General features: G+C 39.9%; 15 protein-coding genes. 14 read left to right on the forward strand and 1 reads right to left on the reverse strand.

Annotated features, from left to right (window positions below; all coding sequences use genetic code 11):
- Positions 1 to 7: 7 nt before the first annotated feature.
- Together MKL33_RS14890 and MKL33_RS14895 are read left to right on the forward strand one after the other, a co-directional pair.
- Positions 8 to 742, forward strand: coding sequence for a MotA/TolQ/ExbB proton channel family protein (locus tag MKL33_RS14890; protein WP_005040660.1), 735 nt, complete (start codon positions 8 to 10; stop codon positions 740 to 742).
- Positions 742 to 1,146 carry an ExbD/TolR family protein gene (locus tag MKL33_RS14895; RefSeq protein WP_001018517.1) on the forward strand — a complete coding sequence of 135 codons (405 nt, stop codon included), beginning with the start codon at positions 742 to 744 and terminating at the stop codon, positions 1,144 to 1,146. The genes MKL33_RS14890 and MKL33_RS14895 overlap by 1 nt, the downstream gene beginning before the upstream one ends.
- A 63-nt stretch (positions 1,147 to 1,209) precedes the next feature.
- On the opposite strand, the gene MKL33_RS14900 is transcribed toward MKL33_RS14895, so the two are convergent.
- Positions 1,210 to 2,793 carry an ABC transporter substrate-binding protein gene (locus MKL33_RS14900; RefSeq protein ID WP_270907269.1) on the reverse strand — a complete coding sequence of 528 codons (1,584 nt, stop codon included), beginning with the start codon at positions 2,791 to 2,793 and terminating at the stop codon, positions 1,210 to 1,212.
- 285 nt (positions 2,794 to 3,078) lie between these two features.
- Between MKL33_RS14900 and MKL33_RS14905 the strand changes: the two genes are divergently transcribed.
- From MKL33_RS14905 to MKL33_RS14960, 12 genes are all read left to right on the forward strand, one after another.
- Entirely contained in the window at positions 3,079 to 5,691 is a 2,613-nt protein-coding gene (locus MKL33_RS14905; protein ID WP_270907270.1) for a TonB-dependent receptor, read from the forward strand.
- A gap of 252 nt (positions 5,692 to 5,943) precedes the next feature.
- Positions 5,944 to 8,274, forward strand: coding sequence for a TonB-dependent receptor (locus MKL33_RS14910; protein WP_333725055.1), 2,331 nt, complete (start codon positions 5,944 to 5,946; stop codon positions 8,272 to 8,274).
- Between the two features lie 22 nt (positions 8,275 to 8,296).
- Positions 8,297 to 9,493 carry an LLM class flavin-dependent oxidoreductase gene (locus MKL33_RS14915; RefSeq protein ID WP_270907271.1) on the forward strand — a complete coding sequence of 399 codons (1,197 nt, stop codon included), beginning with the start codon at positions 8,297 to 8,299 and terminating at the stop codon, positions 9,491 to 9,493.
- Between the two features lie 319 nt (positions 9,494 to 9,812).
- A complete protein-coding gene (locus MKL33_RS14920; RefSeq protein WP_290033663.1) occupies positions 9,813 to 11,438 on the forward strand; it encodes an ABC transporter permease in 1,626 nt (541 codons plus the stop codon).
- 9 nt (positions 11,439 to 11,447) lie between these two features.
- The gene (locus tag MKL33_RS14925; protein WP_101663439.1) at positions 11,448 to 12,263 is read left to right on the forward strand and encodes an ABC transporter ATP-binding protein; all 816 of its coding nucleotides are present in this window, start codon (positions 11,448 to 11,450) and stop codon (positions 12,261 to 12,263) included.
- 12 nt (positions 12,264 to 12,275) lie between these two features.
- Entirely contained in the window at positions 12,276 to 13,118 is an 843-nt protein-coding gene (locus tag MKL33_RS14930; protein ID WP_086395144.1) for an energy transducer TonB, read from the forward strand.
- Between the two features lie 37 nt (positions 13,119 to 13,155).
- Positions 13,156 to 13,890, forward strand: coding sequence for a MotA/TolQ/ExbB proton channel family protein (locus tag MKL33_RS14935; protein WP_086395145.1), 735 nt, complete (start codon positions 13,156 to 13,158; stop codon positions 13,888 to 13,890).
- Positions 13,890 to 14,297, forward strand: coding sequence for an ExbD/TolR family protein (locus MKL33_RS14940; protein ID WP_004925095.1), 408 nt, complete (start codon positions 13,890 to 13,892; stop codon positions 14,295 to 14,297). The genes MKL33_RS14935 and MKL33_RS14940 overlap by 1 nt, the downstream gene beginning before the upstream one ends.
- A 155-nt stretch (positions 14,298 to 14,452) precedes the next feature.
- The gene (locus MKL33_RS14945; RefSeq protein WP_086395146.1) at positions 14,453 to 15,250 is read left to right on the forward strand and encodes a Crp/Fnr family transcriptional regulator; all 798 of its coding nucleotides are present in this window, start codon (positions 14,453 to 14,455) and stop codon (positions 15,248 to 15,250) included.
- Positions 15,251 to 15,369: 119 nt separating this feature from the next.
- The gene (locus MKL33_RS14950; protein ID WP_167563581.1) at positions 15,370 to 16,278 is read left to right on the forward strand and encodes a TauD/TfdA dioxygenase family protein; all 909 of its coding nucleotides are present in this window, start codon (positions 15,370 to 15,372) and stop codon (positions 16,276 to 16,278) included.
- A 50-nt stretch (positions 16,279 to 16,328) separates the two neighbouring features.
- Positions 16,329 to 17,396 (forward strand): ABC transporter substrate-binding protein, encoded by a 1,068-nt coding sequence (locus MKL33_RS14955; RefSeq protein ID WP_057076294.1) that lies wholly within the window; start codon positions 16,329 to 16,331, stop codon positions 17,394 to 17,396.
- A 128-nt stretch (positions 17,397 to 17,524) separates the two neighbouring features.
- Positions 17,525 to 19,720: a TonB-dependent receptor gene (locus MKL33_RS14960; protein WP_270907294.1), complete on the forward strand. Its 2,196-nt coding sequence runs from the start codon at positions 17,525 to 17,527 to the stop codon at positions 19,718 to 19,720.
- The last annotated feature ends 45 nt before the right edge of the window (positions 19,721 to 19,765 follow it).

Below are 19,765 nucleotides of genomic sequence, written 5' to 3' on the forward strand. Positions count from 1 at the left end.
TATTTTCATGTCAGATATTAATTCATTGATCCATGACGGCACGATCTGGTTATTAGTTGCTTTCTCAATTGTGACTTGGGTACTGATTGTGGTTAAGGTGGTCCAGACACAGCGAGCGACAAAACAAAGTAAGCTTTTTGTAGAAGAGTTTTGGAAAGCAAAAAACTTATCAGATGCTGTAACTAAGTCTGAACTTGGTGAAGGCCCAGCAGCACGAGTGGCTAACACTGGTTTTCAGACTTTAATTGAAGCAGATGAAAAGACGCATCAAGACTTACAAAATAGTTGGAGCCGTCAGGACTTATTAGAACGCCATTTAAGTAAACAAGTTCTAACTGAGCGCCGCCAATTAGAAAAAGGTTCGGCTTTACTGGCTTCTATTGGAAATAACGCCCCATTTATTGGTCTGTTCGGTACAGTATTTGGGATTATCCATGCATTACAAGCGATTGCTCATTCAGGTAATGCAAGTATGGATGTTGTGGCTGGGCCAATTGGAGAGGCGCTGGTTGCAACTGGTATTGGTATTGCGGTTGCTGTACCTGCCGTGCTTGCCTATAACTACTTTGTACGTAAAGTAAAAACAATTGGCGCAGATCTTGATGATTTTGCAACGGACTTCGTGAGCCTGAATCAAAAAGCAGGATTCCAACTACCAACTGCAAAAAAGGGTACAACCGGTAATACGGCGCTTAAAGATACTTCTGCTAAAGAAGTGAAAGAGAAAGGAGTGTTTGCATAATGGCAATTTCTACCTCTCAAGAAGACGATGTCGTCAGTGAAATTAATATTACGCCGTTAGTCGATGTCATGTTGGTCTTACTCATCGTATTCATTGTGACAGCTCCTTTGTTAACAAATACGGTGAAAGTGAACTTACCAAAAGCGGCTCCAACTCAATCTACAGATCAAAACAAAGCTGTGGTGATTAGTGTAAATCCACAAGGTGAAATATTCCTTGATAAAGATAAAGTGACACTTGCGAACTTTGAACAAGAAATAAAGTCACGTAAAAGCAGTAACCCTAAATTAGCATTAAACTTAAATGCTGATGAGACTGTACCTTATGGAACAGTCGCAAAATTATTGGCAAGTATTGAACGTGTAGGCGTAGATAAACTCTCTGTGATTACAGTGCCTAAATAATTATGCCCCCGTAAAAAAAGCTGCTTCGGCAGCTTTTTTGTATTCTGAGTTTACAGATGAGTATTAAGCTTTCCAGAGTTTTTCAAAGCGCCATGTCGGAAAAATCGTATGTTCAGGAGTTAAACCACCAATATTTTTAGCTGCTGCGTCAATCGTATGGCTAAATCCCCAAATGAGCATTCCACCACGTTCATGTTGAATTTTTTGTGCTTGCGCTAAATGGATTTTGCGTTTGGCTAAATCAGGCTCAGCTAGTGCTTTAAAAAATAATTCACTATATTCTGGGTCTTTAAAGTTCACACGATTGGTCGTAGAAATTGGGGCATCGTTAACAACGGCGGTCGATAAATATGGCGTGCCGACATTGGTCGCATTACTCGATAGCTGCCACTTATTGCGGTCAGGGCCATTAAATGTTGCAAAATCGACTTGTTTAACTCGAATATTCACATTGGCTTGTTTCGCTTGCTCGGCAAAAATTAATGCAGGTTGAGCGCTACTCACTGGGGTAACAAGCTCTACACTCAAACCATCTTTAAAACCTGCTTGCGCTAATAGATTTTTTGCCTCGACAATATTTTGTTGGCGCTGCGGTAAATTGAGAAAGGCAGGGTCTTGCGGCGAATAAAGATCGTTGGCGATTCGACCTTGTCCATTTAAACCTCGTTGTATTAGCTCCTCTCGATTTGCAATCAAACGAAATGCTTGACGCACTCTAGGGTCATTAAACGGCGCCTGTTGAGTATTAAAGTCAAAACTATTATGCGTATTGGTCTCAGAGCGTATGGTTTGAATGTGTTTTGCTTGCTCCAAAATTTTAATATATTCGGGCGAAATCGCATTTGCGACATCAACTTGCCCAGCCAATAAAGCATTTAAGCGAGAGACCTGATCTTTAAAATCAATCACTTCAAAACTATCTGCATAAGGTTTATCAGGTTTAAAGTAATTATTAAAACGGGTAAAAACAGAACGTTGCCCCGGAATAAACTCTTTGACTTTATATGGACCAGCTCCGACTGGATTATGAATAGGGTCAAAGTCGGTCGGTACAATTCCTCCAAAGTTTACCCAAGTTTCGGGCAGTGCAACAAAGCCGGGAATCGTACTAATAAAAGGAATACGAACAGTGTATTCATCTAGTTTTTGAATACGATCTCGGTCAATCCACTGCACCAGATTACGAAATGGTGAAGCGAGTTTAGGATCTGTTAGGCGTTTCACTGAAAAGATTACATCATCTGCGGTAATGGTTTTACCGTGATGAAATTCTAAGCCTTTGCGTAAACGGATAGTCCATTCGCTTGCATTGTGATTAGGTTCAGCAAACTCCGCTAAAGCAAGTCGGGGCAGCATATTTTCATCCCATTCCCATAACTTATTATAAATAGCGAAACCTCGTGTAATACCACTTCCCGATGCTGAAAGATGAGGATCTAGACTGCCTGATTGTTGTCCTCCAATTAGACCCAAGCGTATAACACCTCCATGCTTTGGCGTTGCTGAAGAGGTAGTTTTTAATTCGGTACTATTATCTGGAGAAGGGCCACAGCCTGATAAACCGCCCATCAAAGAGACGCCACCTAGCGCCGTAAGACTTTGTGTTAAAAATTTTCGACGTGATAACAGAAATGTTTGATTTGTCATTATAAATACCTGATTAGATCTTCATCTTCTAAGGTATTGCAGAATAAATGCCAATATTTTTTATATATTTTAATATATTTATCAATTACTTAAATAATTATTGTTTTTGATGAGTGTCTCTATTTCAACAGCTTTGTTGAAAAAATAAACATGAATAGAATTGATAAGTAAACAATGATAAATTAAAAACAACTAAATCAAATGGTTAGGGTGAATTATTTGGCCCTTTAATGGTTGGCATAGGCTTTGCGTAACGCATTGTAAATTTACTTTACTGAGTGTGATATGAGACAGCCTTTTCAATTAAAACCTTTAGTTATTGCGCTTAGCATATTAGGGGCAACTTTACCGTTATATGTTTTTGCCGAAGAAACACCACAACAAGCAGGTGATTCTGAAAGTGATGTAATTACTTTGTCAGATGTAGTCATTACTGGAGCAACCAAGAAAACTACCGTTGTTCCCAAACGCAAAGTTACCTCAATTTATGGAACTGATAGCTCTGTATTGGATACTCCGCGTGTAGTATCCCAAGTGTCAGAACAACAATTTAGAGAAGATGTTATTCGCAGTGCGGATGATCTCGTCAAATATGCGCCTAGCATTACGCGAGGCGGGGGACAAAATGCTAACTTTGCTCCACAAATTCGTGGACAGAACTCGGAAGTTTTTCAAGATAGCCAACGCATTTACAGTACCCGTCATCCAACCAATCTCAATGCTTATGAAGGAGCCGATATTGTGGCAGGGCCAACAGGTGTAATTTTTGCACCGACTTCAGGTTCTGGCGGATATATTAACTACCTGACCAAAAAGCCTAATTTTAATAAAGCTGAAACCAATATCTCTGGCACTGTAGGTTCCATTTACTCAGCTAAAGGTGCAGAGCCTAATTTCTCTGTCAGTATTGATCATACAGCTCCGATTTCAAAAGAATTAGCATTTCGCGTGAGTGCAACAGCACAAAAGACAGATGACTATTATGACAATGTAAAAAATAACTTTAATGCATTTTATGGAGCACTTGCTTGGCGTCCAAATGATCGTTTAAGGGTAGATTGGAATATCAGTTACGATGACTATTACGATTTTAATGTCACACATGGCTGGAATAGAGCATCGCAACAATCGGTGGATCATGGCCTTTATTACAAAGGTAGAGCCACGCCTATTATTCAAAACGGTTCGACTTTTTGGTCTCCTGTATTTGAATCTGGTGCATCAAACTCTAAAGTCATTGGTTGGCAAACTCGTCAGAAGAACGATAAAAACCAATATGTTGCTGTTGGTGGAGTTCAGACCACGCCGTTACCGAACTCAACTGCTGATCAAGCAGGAACTATTAAAGGTTGGGTCTATGATCCTTCAATACCCGGCAATGAGTTGGTCAAGCTAGATGATCATGTTTCAGGACGTAGTGAAGATAAAAATAGTGCCAAGCGATTTAGCACTCAATTAAAAGTAATTAAAGATTTAAATGATCATTGGTCTATTGCAAACAGTACGCTCTATCAAAATAACAAAGATTTAGGTGACTCTGTTGGAAGCTTCTTTACAGATTTAGATCATGAGTTAATTGATAACCGACTAGAATTTTTAGGCGACTATGATTTTGAAATAGGGAGCGTAAAAATTAATAATAAAAGCAGTACAGGGGGAACATATCGTCATGAGAAGTTTACGTCTTTAGCTGCAAATAATAGTTTTAATATTAATCCATATGATTTAACCAATGATCCATCACAGAAGAACCCTGGTGATTTACTGGGGTTGATTAATAATAGCGGCTCAACAGGAGGTTGGATTGGGCAAGCAGGAGTCCCTCAATATTCTCAATATTTTGGATATTTAAATTTAGCGCGCATGTACCCAATTGGAAATGGTTTATATGCAGAAAAAGGTGGCTTCCCACCAAATGGAGGAGGAGCTGTCTATACCGGCTCGGGTTTTTGGGATACGTTGAGCATATTCACTCAACAAAACTTTACCTTTAACGATGTATTCGGTATTAATTTAGGCATTAACCATAGTTCTGTAAGAGCAAAACTTGAAAACCCACTTGTTTTAACCCCAACAGATGTCCGTTCTTCGAGTGATAAATATAGTCTATTGAGCTACCAACTCAGTACGTTTATTAAGCCTACGGCGAAAAGCACACTCTATTTTACCTATGACAAAAGTACTGCATTAAATACAGGAGTATTTGGGCCTTTCTTGATTTGGGGCGCAGGAAATCAACTCAATCCTTTATCTTTTGACAGTCAAAGTGAGCTAAAAGAAATAGGATTTAAATATGAACCTATCACTGACCAGTTATTTTTAACCCTAAGTGGGTTTGAACAAAAACGAGATTTATCACCTGATACGAACGGCAATATGGCTCGCTTTGAAGTAAAAGGTATTGAGTCATCATTAAGATGGCAACTACAAAAAAACATAGCGATTGGGGGTAATTTTACTTATTTGGATGCTGAATACAGCTCTATTATACCTGCTGGTTTTTCACCATTTGGCTTTCACGCAGATAATGCTACGGTTTGGGGAGATAATAATGCTTTAAACCAACGTAAAGCTGGGCGTTATGATGCAGCTGGAATTCCCAAGTACTCTGCTAGTGCTTATGTAGATTACCAACATCAGTCTGGTTTTGGGGCCAACCTATCAGGATGGTGGACAAGCTACTGGTACACGAACCTAAGCCAAACCGTGAAAGTACCGAATAACTATAATCTGGACTTAGGTCTTTATTATCGCCAGCCACAATGGACGGTGGGTCTTAACATTCTTAACCTAACCAATGAACGAAATTTTGTGAATGGTTTGGCAGGAGCGAATAGCGAGTTTTTACAACCCATGCGTCCTCTGACTGTACAGGGTCAGTTTAGTTATAAATTTTAAAACCAATCAATTATTTCCAAGAATCTTAAAAAGCCATACGTCTGTATGGCTTTATTATTAATACGGGATATAAAACACATTAAATCGTGAATGTTGAAATAACAACAATAATACGTTTCAGACTGTCTATCTATCAGCAGTATTAAATCATTTTTATTTTTAAATTTTTATCAAGTATTTGAAATTATTAAAATAAATTAAATGGCATAGAAGTTGCCAATATAAGAATAGATTTATTTAAATGGAGTCACCATGTTTAAGGTTACAAAAATTAGGCAGAGTATTTTAACTGCTATGTGGGGAGTAACGGCGAGTGTTTCGACGTTAGCTTTAGCGAACGATGATAGTGATGCAATTCCTGCTGAGCAACAAGCTCAAGTGGTAAATGCTAAAGATGTAAAAAAACTAGGCGATGTCATCGTTACTGCACAATATCGTGCACAAAACATTCAAAAAGTTCCGACTGCGATTACAGCAGTTTCGGGCAAAGATTTGGCAGCGAAAGGCTCAACATTTATTGGTGATGTTTTAACTTATACACCAAATGCAGCAGCTGAAAACCCAGATGGCGATAGCCGTCCACGCTGGTATATTCGCGGTCTGGGAACTGGCGATGTTGCAGCCTCTACAGTTTTCCCAGTCGGTATTTATGCAGATGGGGTTTATCTAAATGCGCCTGTTGCTGGTGCTGGAGATTTATTCGATTTAGAACGTATTGAGGTTCTCCGCGGTCCACAAGGCACGCTTTACGGTAAAAATACCACGGCTGGTGCAGTAAATTACATTTCACGAAAACCTGTTTTTTCAGATAAACCGACCGGTTATGGAACTATAGGAATAGGCGACCATAATCTTCGTACTTTTGAAGGCGCCGTGAACGGGGCTATATCAGATAATGTTGCCGTACGAGGAGCATTCTATTCAGAAGACCGTGATGGTTATGCAAAGAATTTAGCCAGTGGAGAAGACTACGGAGATGTTGATAAAAAATCATTCCGTTTCCAGATATTAGGAAAAATTAATGATGATTGGAATGCTTTAGTCAATCTGCATAGCCAAACCTATAATGGTCTAGGCAATAATGGCTCTTTAAGTATTGGAAAATACTGGGGTGTTTATGAGAGACCAGAAGGCAGAGATACAAATTTAGATTTAGCTGAAAGCAATAAGATTCAACATGATGGTACATCGCTCACATTAACAGGAGATTTAGGGGGCGGTCATACTTTTACATCCATTACAGCGTTTGATAAGACCACTCAAAAATCCATTTCTGATGGTGACTATACACCATACGATGTAGCACGAAGCTATAGCGATAATGAATGGCGCCAATACAGCCAAGAGTTTCGCATTTCATCCGATGCTGAAAAAAAACTCAGTTGGATCGCAGGTTTTCACTACTTTAATGAAGATCTAGACTCAACAGGGGTAAGCGCACGAGTAAACAAAACATTACCGAATGGTGCTCCAGCTCAAACCGCGGGAACGCCTGCTTTCAGGGATATTACCTATAACCAGACCACCCAAAGTTTTGCCTTGTTTGGAAACAGTACCTATAAATTTACCGACAAATTTAAAGTAACAGGTGGTCTACGTTGGACAAGTGAAGAAAAAGATATTGATGTAGATCTTGTTCAAATTACCTCTGGCGACTACACCAAAGGCAGTTGGTGGCAAAAGGATGGGTACAGTAATGCAGTTTATAACCCAGCGCCGAATGCAAATGGTTCAACAAGTCGTAAAAAGAGATGGAATGAGCTGACTTACGATATTACGCCAGAATATGAAATCACTCCTGATATCAACACATACTTCCGTTTTGCTCGAGGTTTCCGTTCAGGCGGCTTTAACACCGGACTTTCTAGTAGCCTGACGCAACTAGCAGATGTTAACCCTGAATATTTAAATAGCTATGAGCTAGGTTTGAAATCTAGCTTGTTACAAGGCAATTTAACGGCCAATGCCAATATTTTCTATTACGACTACAAAGATATTCAAACAAATTTATTGGTTGCCACAGAAGGGCAAGGTGGAGGGGTAACCTCAGTTCTGGCAAATGGACCTAAGGCAGAAGTAAAAGGTGCAGAATTAGAACTAGATTATTTAGCTACCGATAACTTACGCCTACGTTTTGCAGGCGCTTATTTAGACAGCGAATACACCGACTTTGTTGATAAAAACCCAGTAACCAATGTCGTAAATGCTGACAATACAGGTAACAGCTTGGTTCGTTCTCCAAAGTACACCATCGGTTTAGGGGGTGAATATACCTTTAATCTTGATAGTGGAGCACGCGTTATTGTGGGCACAGATGCAAAATATCGTGACCGTGAGTTTTTCTTAGTCAATCGTCAAGATTATTCTGTTGACCCAATCTTGAGTCAAAAAGGGTACACCTTATGGAACGCAAACGTTGGGTATATCAGCGCAAATAATCAATACCAAGTTAATGCTTACGTTAAAAACTTGCTAGACGAAGAATATCAAGTTCATGGGCGACCAAATGGTCCTGCTGGACAATATGTCTTAACCTATGGAAACCCACGTCAAGTTGGTGTTTCTCTCACTGCAAAATTCTAAGCTTTGCTTTACGGAGAAAATAATGGGAATTGAATTTTTTACACGTTTACCACTTCATGGCGAAACAGAATTTTTACCCGGTGACCCACGTAATCGTGGTGATTGGGCTAATATTGAAAATGTTGAAAATACCGGAGCGGTTTCGAACTATGAAGTAGGTGATGATTTTACCTATATTGATTACTTAAGTCAGGTAGCGCGGGCAGCAGAAATTAATGGTTTTGCTGGTGCACTCATGGTGAACGCACCAACGGGTGAAGAGCCTTGGACAGTATGTTCATTGCTTGCAAGAGAAACTAAAAAACTTAACTTTGTGACTGCATTTCAGGCTTATCATTTTAGTCCATATAATGCTGTACAAACTGCGGCAACGTATCAGCGTGCAACGGGCAATCGACTGGTTTGGAATATTATTAATGGCGGATCGGAAGTCATCCAACGTCAGGTCGGCGATGACTTACCACATGACGAACGTTATGCACGTGCTACAGAATTTCTAGATGTTGTAAAAGGATATTGGAATAATCCTTCATTTCACTATAAAGGAAAGTACTATTCGGCAGAAGGCGGTGGTCTAAAATATCCACTGAATAAAGCAAGCCTTCCAATTATTTGCACAGCAGGTTCTTCGGAAGCTGCTCGCGAGTTTGGAGCAAAACATGCGGACTATTATTTAATGAGAGCTGAAAAACCAGCAGAAATTGCCGCATTGATTGCAGACGTACGTGCTCGTGCAAAAAAGTATGGTCGTGAAAATATAAAATTTGGCCTATCAATCGATACCATTGCTCGCCGTACTGAACAAGAAGCGTTGGCAGAGGCTCAGCGCTTTCTCGATGAAGCTGCTGAAAAGCAACGTTTACACGCGGCAGCAACCCATGCGGGTTTACGCTCAGCGCGCGTATTAAGCTTCGAAAAAGAGTATGCCGAAAAAGATGGTAGTAAAAATGTCAGCGACTTTTTTATCCATCCAAATGTTTGGTCTGGATTTGGATATATTGGTGTGCCACCCGGTGTTGCTTTGGTAGGGAGCTACCAACAGATTATTGAGCGTATTGAAGAGTACAATAGCATTGGCATAGAGTTATTCTTTCTTGCAGGCTATCCACATCTTGAAGAGTCATACCGTCTTGGTGAACACGTTCTTCCGCACTTTAAAAAGCAACGTGCTCGATTACAGCCTACGGTAGCTAGCCCAGAATTTGATATTGCGCTTTAAAGTTTAAATGTTCTTTACATAAGCCTGATTAGTAAGCTAGTTGGGCTTTTTTAATTTTTTGTTCTTTATATACGTTTGATCTTTTATGAAAGGTCTATACAAGAATTCTTATCTTTATCTCTTATTTATAAATATAAATATTTTCTGATCTTTGTACCTGTGTAGACAGTTAAACAAAACATCTCTCTTTACACTCATCCAGAGCATAACACCAAAGATGATCACAACACGTCTCATATTAGATCTGCATGACACGGATAAATGATCATCAGGTATACGTTTAGTTAAACATTCTGAGAAATCTATAAAAGCAGAATGTATGGATATATATCGAGATATGAAAGAAATAATTTCGCAAAAAAATTCATCCGGCATTGTTTGGAAAAGTACCAAGAAACCATCGTTCATTTCTGTTGGGTATTTTAACTCGCTTGCGATCTATTGGATTGTACCTCTTTGTTTATTCTTACTATGGTGGGTAGCATCAAATGAGCAATGGATGCCTGCTCAAATTTTACCTACCCCAAAAGACACATGGCATTCTTTCGTTGAAATCGCATCTCAAGATCTATGGTCACAGCTTGCCATCAGTCTTGAGCGCTTTGGTCTTGGCTTATTGTCAGGTGTATTAGGTGGCGTATTTCTAGGTGTTTTATTGGGTTATAGCCGCATTGCAGAACAATACTTATCTGCAACGTTTTATGCGTTGGTCATTATCCCAACATTGGCTTGGTTGCCTTTACTCATGATCTGGCTCGGCATCGAAAATAGTTTAAAAATTTTCATAATTTTTAAGGCCACAATGGTACCGATTGCCTTACATACTCAGGCAGGGGTACGTGACATTCAACCCAAACTCAAAGAAATGGCAGCAATTTTACAGTTTAATCGTCTAACCTTACTCACAAAACTTGTACTGCCAGCCACACTTCCATATTTCTTTACGGGTTTAAGACTAGCTGTTGCAGCAGGCTGGACGAGCTTGATTGCTGTTGAGTTATTGGCTTCATCGGAAGGCATTGGATATTTGATGGTGACATGTCGTCAGCTATTTCAGCTTGATATTGTCTTTGTCACGATTTTTGTGATCGCATCTGTAGGTATTATTTTCGATTTTATCCTCCATCGAATTGAACGTAAGTTTGTGTTTTGGCCACATGCTGCTTTGAGTGCTCATACTTTTCACAAAAAAAGCCGAGCCGATGTTTTCAAATCATGGGTTTTACCTTTGAGTTTAGTGGTGCTTTGGGCAGTAAGCAGTTGGTTTAACTTAATTTCGAGTCAAATCTTACCCGCGCCGTGGAAAGTATTAGAAGCACTGTGGTCAGGCATTCAAGATTTCTCACTCACTACTGCCATGTATTACAGCCTTTATCGTGCAATTTTGGGTTTGATCATTGGCGGGTTAATTGGGGCTTCTGTAGGAATTGTGGTAGGGCTATTTAAACCTATTGAAAATCTGTTGGCACCTACACTCAATACATTACGTCTCATTGCCATTTTTGCTTGGATTCCGCTACTGACAGCTTGGTTTGGACTCGAAGATTTATCAAAAATTGTTTTCATTTCAATAGCGACATTTTTTCCGATGTTTATTGCGACATGGAAAGGCATGTCGAGCATTCCAATGCAGCTTGTTGAAGTCTCAAGTACTTTAAGAATGACATTGCTCCAACGCTTAACGCTTTTGATTTTACCGAGCATTGCACCTTCAATGTTTGCTGGATTTCGATTGGCATTGCTCTATTCGTGGATGGCATCTTTTGGAGCTGAATACTTGATGGGCTCTGGAATTGGCATAGGTAGCTACATGATGGCAGCACAGCAAAACTTTGAAATGGAGCGTGTGATAGCAGCAACCGTTTTGGTCGCTGGTTTAGGGGCGATTCTGGCATGGCTGGGCAAAATAACTGAAAACTACGCAACATCTTGGCGAAAAAATTGAGGTCAGACCATGACAATTACCCTTAATACAAATACTGAAAAACATCACCAATCTTTTCAATCTAATACTCAAACACGTGTGGCATTTCACCATGTTCATAAGTCTTTTGTCGTCAATCAACAACCTGTCAAAGTTATTCACGACTTTAATCTAGAAATTAAAGAAGGGGAGTTTATTGCGATTGTAGGTAGCAGTGGCTGCGGTAAATCTACGCTCTTACGTCTTTTGGCTGGACTAGATCAAGATTTTGATGGTCGAATTTTAATTGATGGTACCGATGTAAGCGGGATTGGCGGCGATCGAGCGGTAGTCTTTCAAGAACATCGCTTATTTCCTTGGCTTACCGTTGAGCAAAACATTGAGCTGGGTTTATTAAATGAGGCGTTAACTTCACGTGATAAGGATATTTTGGTCCAAAAAGCAATTGAATTGATTGGCTTAAATGGCTTTGAAAAGGCATACCCACACCAACTATCTGGTGGGATGTCTCAACGTGTAGCCATTGCACGCAGTCTTGTTGTGCAACCTCGTATTTTTCTGTTAGACGAACCGTTTGGTGCATTAGATGCATTAACACGGCATCAAATGCAAAATGAATTGCTACGTATTCAATCCCAACAAAAAATGACCACTGTTTTTATTACACATGATGTGGAAGAGGCTGTAACTCTGGCAGATCGTGTGGTGATTTTAAAACCTAAACCTGGTCGTGTTGAACAGATTATTCCCGTCAACTTGCCACGTCCTCGAAATCGTTCAAGTTTTGAATTGCATCAATTAAAAGAACAGATTTTTCGGATTTTGACCGAAGACAAAATTGGTTAATAGGAGTTATTGATGAGTGAATTTAGTCAAGGCTCGATTAGAAAAGCATTTTTATTTGAGCAACTATCCAATCAGGTCACCCATACAACGACGGTTAATGATCCTTTTAGCCATAACGTAGATGTTGGAAATGATCCTGCTGAGCCAAAAAAGAATACTTTGGCAATTGCGATTGTCACCGTTGCTGCGGCACATTTAGGAATCTGGTATATCGCCAAACAACTTCCTACACCTCAGCTTGATGTCAAAACACCTGATCCTGTGGTGATAGAGATTGTCAAACCGCCTGAACCACCTAAGGTGATTGAACCTAAAATCCCTCCAGTGGTGCAAAAGCCAAAGATACCGCCTGTTAGCCCAAAGCCTGAGCCTGTACAAAAGCAAATAGAGACACCAAAACCAGTACAGAAACACGTTGAGCAGCCTAAACCTGTTGAACAGCATAAGGCAGTAGAGCAACCAAGGCCTGTAGCGGAACCCTTAAGTAAAAACCTGGTGGCGGCTCCTGTTCAACAACCCGTTTCAAAACCCGCTGAAGCACCTGCGAAAGCTGTTGATGACAATTTGCCAGTTACAGAAGCAAAAGGCTATGCAGGTTATTTGAGTAATCCAGCGCCTGAATATCCTGAACAGGCTCTCGATCGAGGTTGGGAAGGTTCAGTCATCTTGAGGGTAAAAGTCTTGCCAAATGGCAGCCCTGATAGCGTGACAGTCAAACAGAGCAGCGGCAAAAAAATACTCGATAGTGCAGCGGTGAGAACCGTAAAACAATGGAAATTCTCACCAGCCTTAAAAGGAAAAACACCAGTCGAAGGATGGGTCGATGTTCCTATTCACTATCAACTCCCGAAATAATTTTTTAACTTAATATTGATCTATAAGGAATTTTAACATGAGTGATATAAACTCCCTGATCCACGACGGGACTATCTGGTTATTGGTTGCTTTTTCAATTGTGACGTGGGGTTTGATTGTCATTAAACTGGTTCAAACCCAAAAAGCCAACCACCAAAGTAAAGCCTTTGCAGAAGAATTCTGGAGTGCCAAAAATCTGCAAGATGCGATTCAAAAATCGGAAGCAGGGCACGGACCAGTAGCACGCATTGCAAATACTGGTTTTAAAACACTTGCTGATGCAGATGACGATACTCATCAAGATTTACAACATAGCTGGAGTCGTCAAGATTTACTCGAGCGTCATTTACGCAAACAAATTCTGTCTGAACGCCGCCAGTTAGAAAAAGGTTCTGCCTTGCTCGCATCAATTGGTAATAATGCACCTTTCATTGGGTTATTTGGTACAGTCTTTGGGATTATTCATGCATTACAAGCGATTGCTCATTCGGGTAATGCCAGTATGGATGTGGTTGCAGGGCCGATTGGTGAAGCACTAGTTGCAACAGGCATCGGGATTGCAGTGGCTGTTCCAGCGGTACTGGCATATAACTATTTTGTGCGTAAAGTAAAAACTATCGGTGCAGAACTAGATGACTTTGCGACCGATTTTGTCAGCCTAAACCAAAAATCAGGTTTTCAGCTTAAGACAGTTAAGGCAAAGACAACCAATACGAGCACTTCAGCCAGCGAGTTAAGCCATACCCACAATAAAGAAAAGGTATATGCATAATGGCAATTTCAACATCAGAACAAGATGATGTCGTCAGCGAGATCAACATTACCCCTCTAGTAGACGTGATGTTGGTTCTGTTGATTGTGTTTATCGTCACGGCGCCCTTACTGACCAATACTGTTAAGGTAAACTTACCCAAGGCTGCACCAACACAGGTGACAGATCAAACCAAGGCAGTAGTCATTAGTGTTAATCCCAAAGGGGAAATTTATCTAGATAAAGATAAAGTCACTCTTGAACACTTTGAACAGGCCATTCAAACGCGTAAGGCGGCCAATCCTAAACTGGCTCTGAACCTGAATGCAGATGAGACGGTTCCTTATGGTACGGTTGCCAAATTACTGGCCAGCATAGAACGGGTAGGCGTTGATAAACTATCAGTTATTACATCGCCTAAGTCTTAAGTTCTATCAAAATAAACAAGACAAAAAAAATCAAGATCCAAATTTGAGATCTTGATTTTTATATAATTGTTTAATCTAAATTTATATTAAACTTGAATTTCACGATTAGGTTGTATGGTCTATTTTAGAGCTTCAATTTGATGGTGAGATGGCGAATGACAACACTTGTTTATAACGATAAAAGAAGAAATAACTATGATCATTTTTTAGATTTATTAGATCAAACTCATATCAATCGTTATCAAGATTTCAACATTACCTTTGAATATAAAAAACTGGCTGAACAAATGCTGTCAGAATGTGAATTCATGGACGCATGTTCACTTGAAGAAAAGCAGAAATTATTTAATGAAATTAAGATAAAGCATCTTTATCAAGGGCAAGTGCTATATTCGAGAAATCAAGACTGTCGTGAACTCATCATTGTTTTAAGTGGTGTACTCAAATTAGGTTGGAATTCATACGATGGGAAATATCTTATTCATCGTTTTATCCCTACAGGCGCACTATTAAATATTGTCTATCTTATTTCTGAATCTGCACTAGAGCATGAATATGTTGCACACGAAGCAACTGTGATAGCAACCATTCCTGAACATATCTTTAAGCAAACCATACAGCACAATTCACGCATGCTATATCAGGTTTTAAAATTGGTATGTCAGAGAACACGGCTTTTAGACAATGATATCTATCACACCTCTACACAACCTTTAAAGGTACAAATTGCGCGACAGCTCATTTATTTAATCGAATTTTTTTCGACCCAAACTCAAAAAGGCATTGAGGTTTTATTAAAACTCTCACAAGAAAATCTAGCTGAACTTTTAAAAATATCGAGACAAAGTATCAGAAAGGAAATTCAGTGGTTTGTTGAAGAAGGCATTATAGAAACAAAATACAATCATATCTCCGTAAAAGACATCGACAAATTAAAAGCCTTACTGCACTAAAGAGATTATGACGAATTATGAATAATTTTTCATAAATGCAGAAATGCTATGTAATTTTTGTTGCAGAATTTAAAAGGTGTAATTTCTAAACTCATATCATCAATGACGAGAACGATGATATGGCAGATTTATTAATAAGAAAACCAGTGAGTGAGTTAATCGATGTAATCCCTTTAGCAGGTCGTATCGGTGCGCAAATTAATGGTGTTGAATTATCTTCAAACCTTAACCCTGAGGTTTTGAATCAAATTAGGCAATCATTGCTTGAACATAAAGTTATTTTTTTCCGTAATCAGGAACATTTAACCGATCAAGAGCAAGAAAAGTTTGCTGAATTGCTTGGGCAGCCTATTTCACATCCTACTGTTCCAGTGGCAGAGGGTTCGACTTATATATTTGAGCTTGATTCCCGTCATGACGGTCGTGCAGACGTTTGGCATACCGATGTCACCTTTGTATCAAATTATCCAAAAATCAGCATTCTAAGAGCGGTAACTACGCCCAATCGAGGGGGAGATACCACATGGGCAAATACAGAAGCTGCCTATGATGAATTACCAGAGCCGCTAAAGCTCCTTGCCAATCAGCTCCGTGCGATTCACACCAATGATTTTGATTATGGTGGTTTTCGACCTTCTGCAAGTGATGAAGTCGTAAAACGCCATCAAAAAATCTTTGCTTCAACAGTCTACGAGGCAGAACACCCATTGGTCAGAGTACACCCTGAAACAGGTAAACGAACCTTAATTTTAGGCCAATTTTTTAAACGTTTTGTAGGTCTGACTGCTAAAGAGTCCAACAAGCTGTTTGAAATTTTTCAAGATCGTATTACCAAACCAGAAAACACGATTCGCTGGACGTGGAAGGACGGAGATGTCGCTATTTGGGACAACCGTGCCACTCAGCATTTAGCCGTCAATGATTATGGTAATGCTTTGCGTATTATGCGACGCGTTACGTTGGCAGGCGATGTTCCTGTTGATATCGATGGCAAAGAGAGTAAGCAAATTAAGCCTTCTACGTCTTAAGCGTCTAAGCAATACAACGCTGATTTATCAATAAAAATGTGGAAAATATAATGAAACCATCAATTTTTAAAAAATTGATCTTGCTGAGCTTATTGGCTTTTGGACATGCCAGTTATGCTGAAAGCCTTAAAACAATCCGAATTGGTTCTCCCGATTTGACTGCTGGTCAAAAACACGCGGGTGGTGGAGTTGTTGATGTGCTTTACAACAAAAAATGGCTTGAGCAAGAACTTGCAAAAAACAATGTCAAAGTGGAGTGGCACTTCTTTAAAGGTGCTGGGCCAGCCATTAATGAAGCATTGGCCAACAATCAACTGGATTTTGCCTTTTTAGGGGATTTACCTCCGATCATTGGTAAAGCCAATGGACTAGATACCCAATTACTTGTTCCAACGGCGCGCGGCATCACCAATTATCTGGCGGTAAGATCTGATCTTCCGATCAAAAATTTTTCTGAATTAAAAGGAAAACGCGTTGGTTTGTTAAGAGGAACAGCAGATGAATTGTCATTTGTGAGTGCATTGAACAGCCAAGGTTTAAAGCTCAGCGATGTGCGAGTGGTCAATTTAGACTTTAACGCCGTCAACGCTGCTTTGGCCGCAAAAAAAATTGATGCGTCATGGGGACCTTCTCGATTTTTTGCGTTACGTGACAAACACATCGTTAACTTGCCTATAAGTAGCCGTCAATTAAATGGTGCAGGATCTACTCAAGGTGTGTTTTTAGGTCGTCAATCGTTTATTCGACAACACCCAAATGAAACACAACAGGTTGTGACTCAGGTGGTAAAAGGACTGAATTGGCTCTCAAATGAGCAAAATCGAGTACCACAAGTCGCACTCTTTTTTACCCAATCGGGTTATCCGGCATCTATCTATGCTCAGGAACTTAATGGTGTAAATCTGAAGTTTTTATATTCACCGTTATTTGATGGTTATTACACCCAACAATTGCAGCAAAAAATTACTTTGGCTACGCAACAAGGGTTGATACGCAAAAATATTGACGTCAAAAGCTGGATTAATCCGTCATTTGTAAATCAAGCACTCGAACAATCAAATTTAAAGACCTACTGGAAACCAACTCAGCAGTACGAATATTTGAAATCAGTGAAATAAGCACCGTCTTTTAAAACTTAATTATGGGGTAAATAATGTCGATACATTCGAAGAATGTAGCGCGTGATCCGTTCACGTCAGCAACTAAACAAAAAATTTTAAATTTAAGTCTGCTTTCGCTGAGTATCTTGTCAGTTTGGGGACAAGCTCATGCAGAAACAGTCTCAAATACCGCACGTTCTTCAGAGGATGTGGCTCAGTTAGAAACCGTAGTTGTGACAGCAACGCGCCGTGAAGAATCACTCCAAAAAGTGCCTATTGCCGTTTCAGTCATTAGTGGAAAGGAACTCGATAAGCAACAGCGGAACTCACTTGAAACATTGGTAACACAAGTACCGAGTGTTAACTTTCGGGCTGGAGCTTCCAATAAAGATACTTCTTTATTTGTTCGCGGTATTGGAACTGTTACTACTTCACCGGGTGTCGAACCTTCAGTCTCAACAGTGATAGATGGTGTTGTGTACAGCCGACCAGGGCAAGCAACACTTGATTTGTTAGATGTGGATCGTATTGAAGTTCTTCGTGGGCCGCAAGGGACACTTTTTGGTAAAAATGCATCGGCAGGTGTAGTCAATATTGTGACCAAAAATCCAACCAGTGAAACCTCTGGTTATATTGATGCCTATGCCACTAGCGATAGTGAACAACGAATTAAACTAGGAGCATCTGGTACTTTAATTCCTGAAAAATTAACTGCCAATGTCTCGGCGCTATTAGGTAATTTTGATGGCAATGTAGACAACCTAACAACCAATCAAGATGTTAATGGCTATAAAAACTATGGATTTAGAACCAAATTTGAATATACGCCTACCGATAGTTTAGTTTTAGGCTTTACTGCCGATTATCTGCATAAAAAAGGAAGTGCCCCAACAGGCATTGTGGTTAAAAATACCGATGCCAACTATGCAGCAGCATTATCGCCTGTTGTGGCATCTCCAACCAATCGAAGTACGGTTGAAAATACTCAAGCGTCGACTGATGATACCAATCAGGGTGTCGCGCTTACGGCAGACTGGACATTAACCAATCATCAATTGTCATCGATTACAGCCTTTCGCCAATGGAAAAACACACAGATTGGTGACAGTGATCAGCTTGCTGCTCCGACACCAAATTTTGCTGGAATTGCCGATTTAGGGCATGTTAACAGTAAGCAATTTTCTCAAGAAATTAGAATTAAGCCGCTCGATCATGGCTTCTTTGATTATGTCGCGGGTCTATATTTTTCAAAGAACAAAAACGATGAGACTTATCAACGCGAGTCAACTTGGTACAACAATGCCTCTAATGCTTATGTCGTAGATTTTGGTAAGGCAATCTATAACACAGACAGCACCAACTATGCTGCATTTGGTGAAGGTACCTTTCATTTCACAAATCGGTTGAGATGGATTGCTGGTTTACGTGTTACTCGAGATGAGTTGTCTTATGATCACAGCCGAGTTTCAACTGTTCCAAGCAGTGTAGGTGTCCGAAATGCCATTCGTTCTTCATTTAGCAGTGATGGATCGACCAGTGAAACTGGAGTTTCAGGCCGCATTGGACCTCAATATGACTTTACACCGAATATATTGGGCTATTTTACCTATTCGAGAGGTTATAAAGGTCCTGCATATAACGTTTATTTTAATATGCAGCAAAATGATACGCCTGTCATTGATCCTGAAACAGCTAACTCTTACGAACTTGGTCTCAAATCTCAATGGCTAAATAATCGTCTGCGTGTCAATGTGGCGTTATTTAACACTGATTATGATAACTATCAGGCAAATTTTAGAACCCTCGACCCAAATGGTTTCCCGATAACCCGCTTGGTTAATGCAGGAAGTGTCTCTACCTATGGGGCTGAAATTGATTCGGTATATAAGATTAATCCAAAGTGGGCACTAAACTTTTCAGGTGCCTATACACATGCACGAATTGATGACTTCAAATGTCCAGCTGCCGATACCTCTTGCCCAAATGTAAATGGTAAGCCGCTGCCATTTTCTCCAGATTGGAAATTTAATACTCAGCTCGATCGCTATTTTACTCTGGCAAATAACAAACAAATTGAACTTTCAACCCAATATGCATGGCAAAGCAAAGTTCAGTTCAGTCTCGACCAAAACCAAAACACCATTCAGGGTGCATATGGACTTTTGAACGCGAGCATTGCTTTAGCTGATACTGCTTCTGACTGGCGATTGGCATTGAATGTACGAAATATAACGGATAAATCATATGCGACCTTACTGAGCACAAATGGTAGCCGTATTACTCGTCAAGTCCCTAGAGATGATGAACGCTATTTTGGCATTTCATTCCGTAAAAATTTCTAAAAAGTATGTCTAGTACACCTCGTTTTTTTTTCGAGGTGTACGCCC

This window comes from Acinetobacter sp. AOR43_HL (assembly GCF_027854635.1).
Taxonomy (GTDB): domain Bacteria; phylum Pseudomonadota; class Gammaproteobacteria; order Pseudomonadales; family Moraxellaceae; genus Acinetobacter; species Acinetobacter pittii.